Consider the following 14,833-nt stretch of genomic DNA (forward strand, 5'->3'; position numbering starts at 1 on the left):
GTTCGGGAAATCCTGACTTGCGATTGTCGACTGTCAATTGTCAATTGCCAACTGAAATAATTATGCTTGATTTTATTACATGGACTGCCGATCCCGCTATCTTTACCATCGGTTCCCGAGAGATTCGTTGGTATGGATTGGCTTTCGCGATTGGTTTCGCTATTGGCTATATGATTGTAGAGCGGATGTGGAAAAAAGAGGGACTGCCGCCCGCATGGATCGATTCCCTTTTGATTTATACGATGCTCGGTACGGTGATTGGTGCCCGTTTGGGGCATTGTTTGTTTTATGCGCCGGAATATTATTTAGCCAACCCGATTGAGATTTTCAAGATTTGGGAGGGAGGTTTGGCTAGCCATGGTGGTACGTTAGGTATAATTATCGCCATTTATTTCTACTCGAAGCGAGTAAGCCATAAAAGTATGTTATGGGCTTTCGATAAGTTGGTGGTTCCGACAGGATTGGTAGCTGCTATGATTCGTCTGGGAAACCTGATGAATCATGAGATTTACGGTCATTCCACTGATTTGCCTTGGGGATTTCGTTTTATCGATAATTTACACGCATGGAGAATGGGGGCGGAGCCTATTTTTACCGCTCCGAGCCATCCGACGCAATTGTATGAGGCCGCTTGTTATCTGGTGACGTTCGCTATCTGTATGTGGCTATATTTCAAGAAAGAGGCTTGGAAAAAGCAAGGACTTATCTTCGGCGTATTTATGATATGCGTATTCGGGTCTCGTTTCTTCATAGAATTCGTGAAAAATGACCAAGAGCCTTTCGAGGCTGGAATGATGTTGAATATGGGGCAATGGCTAAGTATCCCGTTTGTTTTGGCAGGGTGCTGGTTTGTCTGGAGAGCACTAAGAAATGGAAAATTAAAGATTGAAAATTGAAGATTAGAGAGCACACGCTTCGTGATTATCAATTTTCAATTATCAATTATCAATTAAAAAAGATGTACAAGTTAAAAGAAATTGCGGATAAAGTTTATTATGTAGGAGTTAATGACCGTCAAAAGGCCCTCTTCGAGAATATGTGGCCGTTGCCATACGGCGTTTCCTATAACTCGTACTTGATCGTAGACGAGAAAACCGTATTGATCGATACGGTCGATGTTTGTTACTCTGATATTTTCTTGAAAAAAGTAGCGGATGCCTTGGACGGACGTTCTTTGGATTATCTCGTGGTAAATCATATGGAGCCGGATCATGCGGGAAGTATCCGTTTGTTGCGTCAGCAATATCCGGACGTACAGATTGTCGGAAACAATAAGACTTTCGGAATGCTGGAAGGATATCATGGCATCAAGGAAGGCTTGTTTGAGGTGAAAGAGGGTGATACCTTGAATACGGGTCGTCATGAGCTTGTATTTTATATGGCTCCGATGGTGCATTGGCCGGAAGTGATGGTTACTTATGACGTTACGGATAAAATCGTATTCTCCGCGGATGCGTTCGGTACGTATGGCACATTGGATGGTGGTGTGATCGATACGGAGATGAACGTGGAGCATTATTGGGAAGAGATGATTCGCTATTACTCCAACATTGTCGGAAAATATGGAAGTCCAGTACAAAGGGCATTACAGAAGCTTTCGGGCTTGGATATCCAGACGATTTGCTCTACCCATGGACCTGTTTGGCGTGAATATGCGTCGAAAGCGATCGATATCTATGACCGTATGAGCCGCTACGAAGGTGAGGAAGGCGTGGTTATTATTTATGGCAGCATGTATGGTAACACGGAGCAGATGGCTGAGGCGATCGCCGCTTCTTTGGCTGATAATGGCATCAAGAATATTGTGATGCATAATGTTAGCAAAAGCCCTTCTTCTTATATCTTGAAAGATGTGTTCAAATATAAGGGAGTTATCGTAGGTAGCCCGACTTATAGCAATCAATTGTTCCCAGAGGTGGAAGCTGTGTTGAGTAAGATCGAGTTGCGTGAGGTGAAAAATCGTATTTTCGGTTATTTCGGGTCTTTCACATGGGCTGGAGCCGCCGTGAAACGTTTGGCGGCTTTTGGCGAGAAGATGAAGTGGGAGACTGTCGGTACGCCGGTTGAGCAGAAGCAAGGTTTAAGCGCTACTAAATACGAGGAGTGTTTAGCCTTGGGCAAGGAAATGGCTGGGAAATTGAAAATGGAGAATTGAGAATTGAAAAGTCTAAAGGCTCCGACAACAGATAAAACGAAAGCTATTAACAATAGATCTAATTTATAAACAAAAGAAAGGCGAGATGCGTAGATTGGGAATCCTTTAATTTTCAATTTCCAATTTTCAATTTTCAATTAAAAAAAGCGTAACGTTATGAGATTAATTATCGAACCTAATTACGAGCAACTCTCAAAATGGGCTGCCAATTATGTAGCAGCGAAGATCAAAGCCGCGAATCCAACCGCTGAAAAACCATTCGTACTGGGCTTGCCTACCGGATCTTCTCCGCTGGGTATGTACAAGAACCTGATTGAATTGAACAAGCAGGGTGTCGTATCGTTCCAGAACGTGATCACTTTCAATATGGATGAGTATGTCGGCCTTCCGAAAGATCATCCGGAAAGCTATCATTCTTTCATGTGGAATAATTTCTTCAGTCATATCGATATCAAACCGGAGAACGTAAATATCTTGAATGGTAACGCCGAGGATTTGGAGGCTGAGTGTGCGTCTTATGAGGCTCGCATGAAAGCGGTCGGTGGCGTAGACCTGTTCTTGGGTGGTATCGGTCCTGATGGCCATATCGCGTTCAATGAGCCGGGTTCATCTTTGAGTTCTCGTACTCGTATCAAGACGTTAACTACAGATACGATTATCGCTAACTCCCGTTTCTTTGATAATGACGTGAATAAAGTTCCGAAGACTTCTGTAACGGTTGGTGTAGGTACGGTTCTTGACGCTAAGGAGGTATTGATCATGGTAAATGGTCATAACAAGGCTCGTGCGTTGCAACAAGCCGTTGAGGGCGCCGTGAACCAAATGTGGACAATTACCGCCTTGCAGTTGCATCCGAAGGGAATCATTGTTTGCGATGAGGCGGCTTGCGCGGATCTTAAGGTAGGTACTTATAACTATTTCAAGGATATCGAGAAGGATCATCTTTGTCCTTGTTCATTGCTAAAATAAACGAATCTCAGATAGGGCTTTCTTTTAATGCCCATCATAAGGAGTTAAGAATGCCCATTGTAAGGAGTTTACGATGGGCATTCTTATAACCTTACGATGGGCATCGTTGTTTTAGGGCAATTGGTGGCTGCCGGCTGGCTTCCTCATAGAAGATATACTTCACTGGTTAGAGGAAATATACTTTTCCTGTCAGAGGATATATACTTCATTGACAAAGTCTGTACTACTTACTTTTTTGCGTTCTTGACGTAACGATCCAGCCATAGGTCACATTCATACAATAGATGTAATATGTTCTCTTTGGCGGCGTAGCCATGACTCTCATAGGGCAATACGACATAACGTGCGATCGCCCCGTGGCCTTTTAGGGCACTGAACAGGCGCTCGGATTGGATCGGAAAGGTTCCGGAGTTGTTATCCATCTCACCATGTATGATTAATAAAGCTCCATGTAGTTTATCGGCAGACATGAATGGCGACATGGCATTATATATTTCCGGTACTTCCCAATAAGTACGGGTCTCTGTTTGGAAGCCGAACGGGGTAAGCGTACGGTTGTAAGCTCCGCTACGTGCGATGCCGGCTTTGAACAGTTTGGTATGTGTTAATAGATTCGCTGTCATGAAAGCTCCATAGGAATGTCCTCCTACGGCTACACGATTCGGATCACCTACACCCATCTCGGAAATAACTTTTACGGCCGCCTCGGCGTTCATTGTCAATTGCTCAATGAAATCATCGTTCGGCTCCGCTCCCTCACTGGTACTAACGATCGGCATCTCGACATTTTCCATTATACAGAATCCACGTAAAACCCAATAGACGGGAGAACCATAGTTGATATTCGTAAACATGTATTGAGAACCTCGTACCTGAGAAGCCTCGGCCTTGCTTTTATATTCTCTCGGATAGGCCCACATTAAGACAGGTAATGGACCGTCCTTCGCTTTATCATATCCGGCAGGGAGGTATACGGTCGCTGTTAGATCCAAACCATCCGCACGTTTATACTTGATCTTTTGTTTGCTAACGTTTGCCATGGCCGGATATGGATTGGCGAAATGAGTCAATTGAGCGAATTTTTTCTTTTTCAAGTCACGAGAGCAGAGATTCGCTGGTTCTGTAATGGATTGACGTGAAGTGATCAATTGAAGCTTTTCCGGATTCGCTACCTTTAGGATGGTCTCATAATATCCGTCCTCGCAGCGCCAAAGTTCCGTGTTCTTTTTTGTTTTCAAATTGTAACGGCTAAGGTAAGGCATATCCCCTTTAGATGAGGCTCCTTGGGCAAGCATCAATAACTCATTGTGGGCTTTATTGGTATAAACGATATATTTACCATACGCATTTTTAATCGTAAGTGGATTTCCCGGATTGTTGTAATTATCGTCGGTGGATACATCGAATAATAGAACCGGAGACTCAGAAGAGCAAGGCTTAAAAGTAAATGTCCTGTTTTTACGAGTCTCCCGGGAAGTCTCGATCAATAAAGCGAAAGCATCGTCATTCCACAGGATGTTGCGGAAACGTTTCTCTGTCTTTGCGACTTCCTGTTTCTCGCTGTTGAACGGATAGCTTATTTGGTAGATAATATCCATGAAATCGGTCTTGTTTTGCTTAGGATCTCCTTTATCTTGCGCTTCCGCCCAGTAAACGGTAGCCGGTTGATCCGATCTCCATCCGAATTGACGGGGATAAGGCGAGGTCGTGTCATATCCCATCGGAATATTGACGGTTGGATTATCCGCTAACGTATAAATGGAATTGCCTTGTAAGTCTATGACCTCGAACTTTTGTGGGAAGTTATATACCGGTACTTGATAGGAATACGGACGATGAACTGTCGCGATAAGTAGCAAAGATTTATCCGGGGATAATGAAAGCGTACTGCCGTAGATTGCCGGTTTTCCGATCTCGTACACAATGCCCTCTTTTATACGTACCAATTGGGAGGTGAAGTAATAGTCGAATAATTGCTCGTCGTACGGATTTTTCAGCAAGTCTTGATAGGTACGAGCGGGCATCACCTTTCCAGTACTTTCTTGAATGATGGGACCGGATGGGACTGTGGGTTTCTCCGGTGCCTTTCCCCTGTTTTCTGGAACCATAAGCGTAATAAACTCATTGTCGCTAATCCATAAGATCTCCGCTCCACTTGTCGCATTGATTTTACGGGTACTTACTTTCTGAGCTACGGGCTGTTCCGGGGTACAGTTATAAAGATATACGCCATTCGCTTCTTCCACGAATAGAGCTACCTTATTGGATGAAGGAGAGAATGAGGCTTCTGTGATTACCGCGTTGTCAGGAATTCCTTCAATCTTGATTTCTTCTTGAGTAGCGATGTTCATTAAACTGGCACCCGTATATTCGGCTTGCCGGCTCGTATTGAATGTTTCGGGACTGATACGCATTCCCGCTAATTTAAGCTCCGGTTGCGCAAGCTTGGCGATAGACCGGTACGGGGAACGCTCTAACTGGAGTGCCCACTGATTGTTATCACTAATTCGGATGATCGGGGATAATTTGGCTAGGGCCACTTCCTCTATTACGGCTGGAGGACGTTGATAATGTGTTTCTTGCGCTATTCCAGGACATATAAGCGCTAAAGAGAGCAGAGCTGAAAATAAATGATTTGTTTTCATAAATAGTGATATAAGAAATCCCCAAAGATAACCTGTTAAAGTATACTTTGGGGATTGTGATTAATGTAAGTTAACGTAAAAAGAGTGTTAATAGTTCTTTTCGATCAAGTCGTTGAAATCTGTTTCCTTTTTTGGAATCTCGAAGATCCAACCATCAGCATTCGGATCCTTGTGCAAGAAACCACAGAAAGTAGCGTCAAAATTAGACCCGGTTCTATCCAATGGCAAACCTAGACGTTTCAAGTCGAACCAACGGAAACCTTCGCCCCAAAGTTCGATACGGCGATGTGTCATGATCTCATCCGCTAGTTTTGCGCCTGTGTTACCCAAATCCTTGTACTCTGGATCACGTTCTTTCAACAAGGCTTGCAAATATTCCTTTGCTTTTGCGTCTTGATTGGAACGAGCGAAAGCCTCGGCTGCAGTCAAGTACATTTCGCTGATACGCATGAAGGCAAAATCACCTACAGCATCAGCTGTAGAGCGTGCCGTGAACTTGCGGTTCTGATAAACACGCTGGTTGTAAGAAGTTGCGGGTACTTCTGCCTTTCCTGTCGGATCCCACCATTGACGGCGAAGATCGGTTGGCGACATTAAGTCGTAAGTACTTTGGCTGATACATTTGATACCTGTGCGGATAGAGCTGGAGTTGAAGTTCCAAGACATATACGCATAGAAAGAGTAGAAATAAACCGTTTGGTCATTCTGTGTCATTGCGGCATACATCGCCTCTTTCGTAGCGGAAGTGATATTAGCGAAACCATTCATCAATTCAGACTGAGACATGATCTTACAGCCATCTTTCTCTGCTTCATTGATAGAATTCACTGCGGCCGTAGCTGCGTCTGCGTATTTCTGTTGAGTCAGAAGAGCACGTGCTTTCAATCCGTAAACCGATGCTAGGCTATAATGATTCTTATCATTTGGCTCATAGTCTGCCAATAAGTTCAATGCTTCGTCTAAGTCCCCGTGAATCTTTGTGTACACCTCTTCTACCGTATTACGTGCCATAGGCTCGATTTCCGGACTCGTACGATAAGGAACTCCCGGTTGAGAGTTGTCCTGTCCGTTACGATATGGTTTCGCATAATATTGTACTAGATTGAAATGACTCCATGCACGAATTGCCAAACACTCGCCCTTGATATGGTTCGCAAGCGCTTTTTCGCTATCTGTGAGTTTTGACTCATCGCTAAAGTTATCATTCAACGCTTTCAAGATGTTGTTTGCATTCAAAATGAACTTATAATAAGTTTCCCACTCACCGGAGTTGTACGAACTTGTTGCGTTCGTTGGATAACTCCAGTTTAAGAAACCTTGATGCCAAGTCTGCGTGTCCCATGTCAAATCATCAGCTAACGCTTCTCGACCGATGATGAAACCGGGCTCACCTCCCAAACCTTGGTTGCCTAAGTCTTGAGATACCATCTTACGATGAATACCGTTCAGTGCAAGATAAAGATTGTCGAGCGAAGTGGATACTGTCGTGAATGAAACGTTCTCGGTTGGGATTGTATCCATATAATCGCTGGAACAGCTTGTGCCGATCAGAGAGCCACTTAGAAGCAGTCCTGCTGCGATGTGTTTGAATAATTGTATATTTTTCATATCTTTTCCTTTGTTTGATGTATTATGAATTTAGAACGATACATTTAAACCGATCGTAAAGTTCTTAGCCGGCATATATTCATTGTAAGATACTCCGGCATAGTTAGCTTGCGGATTCAGACCTTGACGGGCTTTCAACATGAATAAGTTCTCTGCGCTGACATTGACGCGTGCACTCTTGATGTTGATAACGTTTAGGATAGACTTAGGCAAGTTGTAAGCCAAAGTGACAGTACGCAAGTTCAAGTAATTTGCGTTTGTCAACCAACGTGTAGAATAGGATTGTCCAATGCTAGTCGCATGACCTGAGTTATTGTCCAAACGAGGTACATCTGTGATCTGGCCCGGAGTTGTCCATGCGTTATGTAGATCCGGTGACATCGCATAACCGAACTCACCTACATCCATCAATCCTCTATAACTCGAGTCAAGCACCTTGCCTCCTAATGAATAAGAGAATACGGTAGAAAGGTCGAATGCCTTATAGCTCAAATTGATATTGAAACCACCATATACTTTCGGAACGGCAGAACCACTGAAATCATATTTCGCATAGCTATAAGAGTTTGTCAATACTTGACCATCTTTCTCTACAAGTGTCTTTTTTACCGCATCTTTAATATTACCATTCGCATCGGTGTTGTTTTCGGCATCAAAGATATACAATCCATCTCCGTTATCAGGATTAACACCCCACCATTGACGTAACCAGAACTCATAGATTGAATGTCCCTCCATCAATTTCTTAGAGTCTTTGATGATACCATCTTTCCGGTTGGCATCAGGCAGACGAGTCACCTTATTATTGATGAATGTAGCGTTTGCGCCGACTGATAATTTCCAATCTTTTGATTTTAATACTTGGTAGTTTAAGTCGATTTCCACCCCTTGGTTACGAACTTTACCAATGTTTTGTACGATCTTTTCGACACCACTGGATAACGGTTGGCTAACATTGAATAACAAGTCTCTGGAGGCCTTACGGAAGAACTCGACCGTACCATTCAAGCGACCGAACAATCCGAATTCTAAAGCGACATCGGTAGAAACCTGTGTCTCCCATTTCAAATTATTGTTTGCCATAGTCGGGAAGTAGAGACCTGCTTCCAAACCGTTGTTGATACCCAAATTATACAAGGTTTGATAAGGATAGTAATCCTGTTGTGTGTCATCATCTGTATAATAGATGGCATCGTTTCCGGTTTCACCGTAGGATGCCCTCAGTTTCAAATTGTCCACCCAAGTCAAGTTTTCCATGAAATCTTCTTGGCTGATACGCCAAGATGCTCCGAATGACCAGAAGTTACCCCAACGGTTATCCTTGCTAAAGCGAGAGGAACCGTCACGACGATACGAGGCTGTTACATAATATTTATCATCGAAATCATAGTTCAAACGAGCGAAGTATCCTTCTTTCTTATATTCGCGTGTATAAGAATCCATTGAGCTTATGCTTACGAAGTTACTGTACTCATACGTTCCGGAAACGATCTCATTAGTCTTCATACCGTAGTTATATTGTAAACGGTAGCTATAGTTCTCATGGCCTAACAAAGCTTCGATGTTATGCTTACCAAAAGTCTTTGTGTAATTAATCAACTGGTTGAATGTCTGTGTCAAGAAGTTTCTATTTCGGATGTTCAAACGTCCCGGTCCTGCGGTTCCGTCACCTACCTCTGGGTTCTCATATACTCTACGGCGTTCATCCTTATTGTCAAATGCGTAGTTCACTGTTAAATTCAATCCTTCGATCGGAGTGATCGTTACATAAGTACGGGCACTAGAGTTTGTGGTAGACATCAAGCGATCGTTCCACAGGGCCTCAGCGATACCGTCGCGTCCATTGCTGGAGATACGGGCTCCTTCATAATCGTAGGTATATAAAGCCGGATCAGTAACTACGTTTCCTTCTTTATCCAAATAAGCCCCTGTCTCAATATCATGCTTATGTACCGGATAGATCGGTGCCATAGAACGAATGAAACGAGATAAGTTACCATAACCAGCGGAGTTGCTAGAAGTAGAAGTAGAATAATTGGAGTTTGTACGACTTAAACCTAAATTCAATCCACTCTTGAACCATTTCACCGGATAGATATTATAGTTCAAGCGTGCGTTGTAACGCTCAAAGTCTGTCTTAATCATATATCCCTTATCATTCAGATAGCCTATGGAAGCATATGTGTCGCTCTTTTCTGTTTTTGTATTGTAGCTTACATTATATTCTTGGCGATGTCCGGTACGGTAAGCGGCATCTTCCCAATCAAGGTCCTCACCCCATTTTAAAGCCGAGGCTGATGGATTCAATAAACCGTCTGTGCCCACGATTGCGTCATTGGCGATTCCTACGAAAGGATTATATTTTAATTTGTTGATAATATCTTTAGAAGCATTAGCGGCAGCGTCGGTAGCACTTTGTCCGAGTGACATATTTGCGTTTCTCAACATTTGCCATTGCAAAGGATAATAATCGTATACACCTACTTTTGCGTAATCGTTATAAGCTCTGCTAGACCAACCTTGTGAGATACTCAAGGTAACACCTGCGCCACTGCTGCTAGAACCTTTCTTAGTCGTGATCAAAACCACACCGTTACCTGCGCTAGATCCATACAAAGATGTAGAAGCGGCATCTTTTAAAATTGTCATTGATTCGATATCAGATGGGCTGATAGAAGAGATATCACCACTGAAGATGGCACCATCCACTACATATAAAGGAGCATTATCCGCGTTTACTGAACCAAAACCACGGATCGTTACCTTGGCAGCTTCTCCCGGTTGTCCGATAGAGGAAGTCATTTGTACTCCGGAAGTGTTTCCTTCCAATGCGGAGAGGGCGTTACTCAATGGACGTTTGTCCATCAAAGCGGCACCCACCGTGGATGCGGAACCTGTAAAAGAACTTTTCTTTGCGGTACCATAAGCTACGACAACAACTTCATCTATAGCTTGAGAATCTGAAGAAAGAACAATTCTCATGTTTTGCTGAGCTGTAGTTTCTTGAGTCCGTAAACCTACATAAGAAATAATTAGCTTAGCATCTTTCTGAGTTTCTAACTCAAATTTACCATCTAAATCGGTAATGGTTCCAATAGTGGTTCCTTTTACTACGATGGATGCACCTATAACAGGCTCCCCATCATCTTCATTAATCACTACACCGGTCACCTTCATTTGCTGGGCGACCATACACTGCACTCCCAGAAAGAATGAGAGTAGTACAAGCGTTAATTTGTGCTTCATAGAATGAATTTGTTTGTTAATTAGACACACATTATTTTTTCAAGAGACCATAGTTTGCACAGAACTACAGTTAAAATACTTATCAAAAAAATGTACACACCAAGACTCCTGAAAATCACAGCCGCAAATATACTAATTTTTATTATAAAAAAGCAAACTGTTATAAAACATTCTAAAACTAATATAATATTGATTGATATTGTCAAATTCAATTTAGTTGTACTGGGGATCTTGTTGCATTATGATAGCTGGCAGGAGGTTTTTTGGTCTTGGCTATCTATCTGTTAATTATGATGTTAAACATAGTTCTGTGCAGACTAAATGCCTTAATGGATGCTGAAAGGGAAGATGTCCATAAAAGATATCTTCCCTTAAACTTTGTGTGTATAATAAAAAAATGAAGTATTAATTAACGTTTATAAACGGATAGGGTTACCATTATAGAAATCTAGAATCTTCGTACGGAAGATAAAATCATATTTGGCCTGTGCCTGTTCCGCTAGACTTTGCGCGTATTTTGTTTTAGCCTCATTAAATTCAAAGACAGTGCTTTTACCTGCGTTGTAACGCTCTTGGGCATAATTGAACGCTTCCTTGCTCGCCGTGACGGATTTGTCGGAAGCCGTATATTTCTCTTGGGAAGCCGTTGCGTTGTAGTACGCTTGCTGGATTTCCTTGTATAACGTTTTCTTTGTATTTTCCATCAGCAATTCCCGGTTGATAATGTTGATCCTTGCGGTACGAACGCTATTGCGTACTTGGAAGCGGTTGAAAAGTGGAATGCTCAATGAGAATCCGACGATCTTTTGCCCATTCTGCTTAAACTGCTCGCTAAAGGAACGAGTATCGGCAAATTCACCTCCGGAAGTAGAATGATAATATCCATTGCTGTAACTAGCCCCGAAATTTAACTTGGGGTAATAGCCCGCTTGCGCGACACGCAACATTTTCTTTTGGCTCTCTAGCAAATACTGTTGTTCCTTGATCTGAGGCTTGAACGTAACCGCATGATCGTAAATGTTTTCCGGAGGTAGGATGCTACTCATATTATCAGCCACCGCATCTTCAATTACAGGAGTCTGTATATCGAAACTCCGATCGCTTCGCTCTAGTTCCAGACTTTGCGCCAGATCCAGTAAAGCGAGGTTCACATTGTTTTGCGACTCGGTAAGCGTGACCTCATCTTTCGCTAATTGGGCTTTGATATCATACAGTTGGGAAAGTGGCACCTTTCCGGCGTTCACCATGGCCTCTGTTTTATTCACCTGCTCCTTGTCTAGTTCCACTTGTAGTTGCGCTATTTTCAGTAACTCTTTATTATAAAGTACTTGCAGGTAGTAGGAAGCTATATTGATGGATAGGTCTTCTCTCGCCTTATTCAAGTTCTCGATAGACGCTTTTAGATCAAGTTTGCGGGCGGCGATATCGTTCGGTATTTTTAACCCGTCAAATAAAGGCATGTCCAGATTGATCCCCAATGTGGAATTGGCGGCGTTCTGGTCCACGATCACCCCGGATTTAGACGTGGAGCGTCCGAACTGGAAGCTCTGTCCAAGACTGCCATTTAGGGCCGGGAGCCAACTGTATTTGCTGGTATGTAAGTCTACCTTTCGGCTTTCCTGTTCCTGCTCCTTTTGCTTTAAGTCGATATTATGCTCGATGGCATATTGGATGCACTCCTCCAGACTCCATTGCTTCACCGCATCCTGAGCGAAAACATAGTTTCCGGACAGGAGGGAAGCGATTGCCAGTATATATAAGTTTCTTCTCATCATACAATCTTTCTTTTATTTCTTATTCGGGTCAATAGCTGCGCCCCGGACTTTATCGGTCGCGGCCAGTCCTTCTTGAACCTCGATCTTGATACCGTCGGACAGACCTACCTTTACCGGATGTTTCTCGAAGACTTGCTCCGGTTGCTCTTGTTTAACTAACTGAACGAATGCGGAATCCCCTTGGAACTCGACCGTGCTTTCCGGGATCGTAAGAACGTCTTCCGCACGTTTTAGCACGATCTCGGCGTTGGCGCTATATCCCGCACGGATGAAAGCATCTTCGGGGATCGTCACGGCTGCCTTGATCTCAAATTGAATGGCTCCGTTTTTCTCAACACCTTTGGGTGATACATATTCCAGCAAGGCCTCGAACGAACGGCTTTCCATGGCTCCGATCGTAAGCTTGATAGGCATTCCCTCGTGAATGCGCCCGATCTCGGTCTCGTCTACGTTTCCCTTGAAGATCATGTCATTCATGTTGGCGACTGTGGCGATTGTCGTACCGTCGTTGAAGTTGTTCGCTTGGATAACGGAGTTACCTACTTTCACCGGGATATCCAGTATCATACCGGTGATGGTACTACGGATCTGCGTGGTACTGGCTACATTGGAGTTCTTGGCGATACCGTCACGAATAATTTCCAGTGCGCTTTGCGCATTCTCTTTCTCCTCGACCGCCTTTAAGTAGTTGGCCTTCGAGAGATCGAAATCCTCTTGGGCGATAACACCTTGCTTGAACAGCAGTTCATCTCTCTTATAGGTTTCCTCCACCTGTTTAAGAGATATATCCGCTATGTTTACGCGAGATTCGGCGCTATTTAGCTGTACCATCTCCGGTATGACCTTGATCGTGGCGATAATCTCCCCGGCCTGTACCATCTGTCCCGCTTCTTTCCTTAGCTCGGAGATGATACCGGATATCTGCGGCTTGATCTCTACCTCGTAGCGAGGTTCCACGCTTCCGGTGGCCACCGTCTTGGTCTCTACCGTATCCCTTTTGGGGGTTACGACCTCATAAACGGTTATTACCGGTTGCGCCTTCTTCCATAAGAAATAGAATGTGCCTATTACCGCCGCACCTACGATCGTTAATAAGATAATACGTAGGATTTTCTTTACGATGCGATTCTTCATGATTATATAGTTTTATTTTAATTATCGATTCGTTATTATTCATCTCGGATGGCATCTATCGCTTTGATCTGCATGGCTCTCCATGCGGGAATCAGTCCGGCCATAAAACCGCTTATCAGTAGTACCACCGCGGCGGCTACCGCTGTTTGGATGTTTACGCCGGGATTCAGCAGGGTCGGATCGTTCGTTGGATTGGCGGACAATATCTTATCCAACAAATCCAAGAGGAAGACTCCGGCGCTTAATCCCAGTAAGCCCGCCAAGGCAGTCAGCACCAAACTCTCGCTCATGACTTGCGAGATGATGTCGAAAGGCTTGGCTCCCAAAGCCCTTCGTACGCCTATCTCCCTCGTGCGCTCTTTTACCGTTACCATCATGATATTGCTGATACCAATAATACCCGATAGCAAGGTACCCATGCCGACCAGCCAGACCAAGATGTCGATACCTGTAAACAGTAGATTGAATGTCTTGAATTGTGCGGCGATATTGACTACGCCTATCGCCTGAGGATCGGTCGGTGCGATCTGATTTTGCGTCTTCATGATATTCTTGACCTGCTCGATCGTCGTCTCAATCGGATATCCCGGTTTCACGCTCAGTGCGAGGAAATGCAGGATATCGCCTTGGTTCAAGGTCTGCTGCATGGTATTGAACGGAATGAAGACGGTTTCTTCTCCCCGGCCGCCCAGATTCAGGCCCGATGCCCTTTGGTTGACCACTCCTACTACTTGGTAGTAAAGCCCGTTCACCCGGATATATTTGCCGCAAGGGTCCTCGTTGTGGAATAATACCTCATTGATCTTCGTGCCGATCAAGCAAACCTTGCGCTTTTCCCGCATATCGATCTCATTCAATAAACGGCCATAGTATAGGTCTTGCGTATCGATATTGAAGTAAGCCGGATATATACCTTTCACGTTGAACGTTCCGGTCATTATCCCGTAAACGATATTCTTTTCCGAGCGGCTGCCCCAAAGGATGGGGGAGATATCCTGTACGCTAGGTACGTCTCGTATGATGGCGTCTATGTCCCGGTTCCTCATGTTCCAGTTTCGCCCCTTGTTGAATCCTTGGTAGGGTTCGCTGGTGCGATCGGCGTAGAAGAATAGCGAATTCGTCGCGAATCCGTTGACGCTCTTGAACATGGCGTTCTTGAATCCCGATCCGGTACCCAGCAACAATACCAGCATAAGGATTCCCCAGAACACGCCGAAGCAAGTCATCAAGCTACGTGTCTTGTTGCGGGTGATGGTTACCCATATTTCTGTCCATCTGTCTATGTCAAACATATCTTTTCG

The 14,833-nt window shown here is 44.0% G+C and carries 9 protein-coding genes; 3 read left to right on the forward strand and 6 right to left on the reverse strand.

The window, feature by feature from the left end; all coding sequences use genetic code 11:
* Nucleotides 1-62 precede the first annotated feature (62 nt).
* From lgt to nagB, 3 genes are all read left to right on the forward strand, one after another.
* Nucleotides 63-896, forward strand: coding sequence for a prolipoprotein diacylglyceryl transferase (lgt, locus tag NBH07_RS17455; RefSeq protein ID WP_005859327.1), 834 nt, complete (start codon nucleotides 63-65; stop codon nucleotides 894-896).
* A 62-nt stretch (nucleotides 897-958) separates the two neighbouring features.
* Nucleotides 959-2,155: an FprA family A-type flavoprotein gene (locus tag NBH07_RS17460; protein WP_005859325.1), complete on the forward strand. Its 1,197-nt coding sequence runs from the start codon at nucleotides 959-961 to the stop codon at nucleotides 2,153-2,155.
* A gap of 156 nt (nucleotides 2,156-2,311) precedes the next feature.
* A complete protein-coding gene (gene nagB, locus NBH07_RS17465) occupies nucleotides 2,312-3,124 on the forward strand; it encodes a glucosamine-6-phosphate deaminase (RefSeq protein ID WP_005859323.1) in 813 nt (270 codons plus the stop codon).
* 227 nt (nucleotides 3,125-3,351) lie between these two features.
* On the opposite strand, the gene NBH07_RS17470 is transcribed toward nagB, so the two are convergent.
* The 6 genes from NBH07_RS17470 to NBH07_RS17495 all read right to left on the reverse strand — a co-directional run bounded on the left by NBH07_RS17470 (nucleotide 3,352) and on the right by NBH07_RS17495 (nucleotide 14,824).
* Nucleotides 3,352-5,769, reverse strand: a complete 2,418-nt coding sequence (locus NBH07_RS17470; RefSeq protein ID WP_008779235.1) for an alpha/beta hydrolase family protein — start codon at nucleotides 5,767-5,769, stop codon at nucleotides 3,352-3,354.
* Nucleotides 5,770-5,856: 87 nt separating this feature from the next.
* Nucleotides 5,857-7,377 carry a RagB/SusD family nutrient uptake outer membrane protein gene (locus NBH07_RS17475; RefSeq protein WP_005859319.1) on the reverse strand — a complete coding sequence of 507 codons (1,521 nt, stop codon included), beginning with the start codon at nucleotides 7,375-7,377 and terminating at the stop codon, nucleotides 5,857-5,859.
* Between the two features lie 30 nt (nucleotides 7,378-7,407).
* Entirely contained in the window at nucleotides 7,408-10,623 is a 3,216-nt protein-coding gene (locus NBH07_RS17480) for a SusC/RagA family TonB-linked outer membrane protein (RefSeq protein ID WP_005859317.1), read from the reverse strand.
* Between the two features lie 416 nt (nucleotides 10,624-11,039).
* A complete protein-coding gene (locus NBH07_RS17485; protein WP_005859313.1) occupies nucleotides 11,040-12,398 on the reverse strand; it encodes a TolC family protein in 1,359 nt (452 codons plus the stop codon).
* A 12-nt stretch (nucleotides 12,399-12,410) separates the two neighbouring features.
* Nucleotides 12,411-13,532: an efflux RND transporter periplasmic adaptor subunit gene (locus NBH07_RS17490; protein WP_005859311.1), complete on the reverse strand. Its 1,122-nt coding sequence runs from the start codon at nucleotides 13,530-13,532 to the stop codon at nucleotides 12,411-12,413.
* 35 nt (nucleotides 13,533-13,567) lie between these two features.
* Nucleotides 13,568-14,824 (reverse strand): ABC transporter permease, encoded by a 1,257-nt coding sequence (locus NBH07_RS17495; protein ID WP_008779237.1) that lies wholly within the window; start codon nucleotides 14,822-14,824, stop codon nucleotides 13,568-13,570.
* Between the last annotated feature and the right edge of the window lie 9 nt (nucleotides 14,825-14,833).

The sequence above is a fragment of the Parabacteroides sp. B2-S-102 genome (assembly GCF_023656665.1).
GTDB classification, from domain to species: domain Bacteria; phylum Bacteroidota; class Bacteroidia; order Bacteroidales; family Tannerellaceae; genus Parabacteroides; species Parabacteroides distasonis.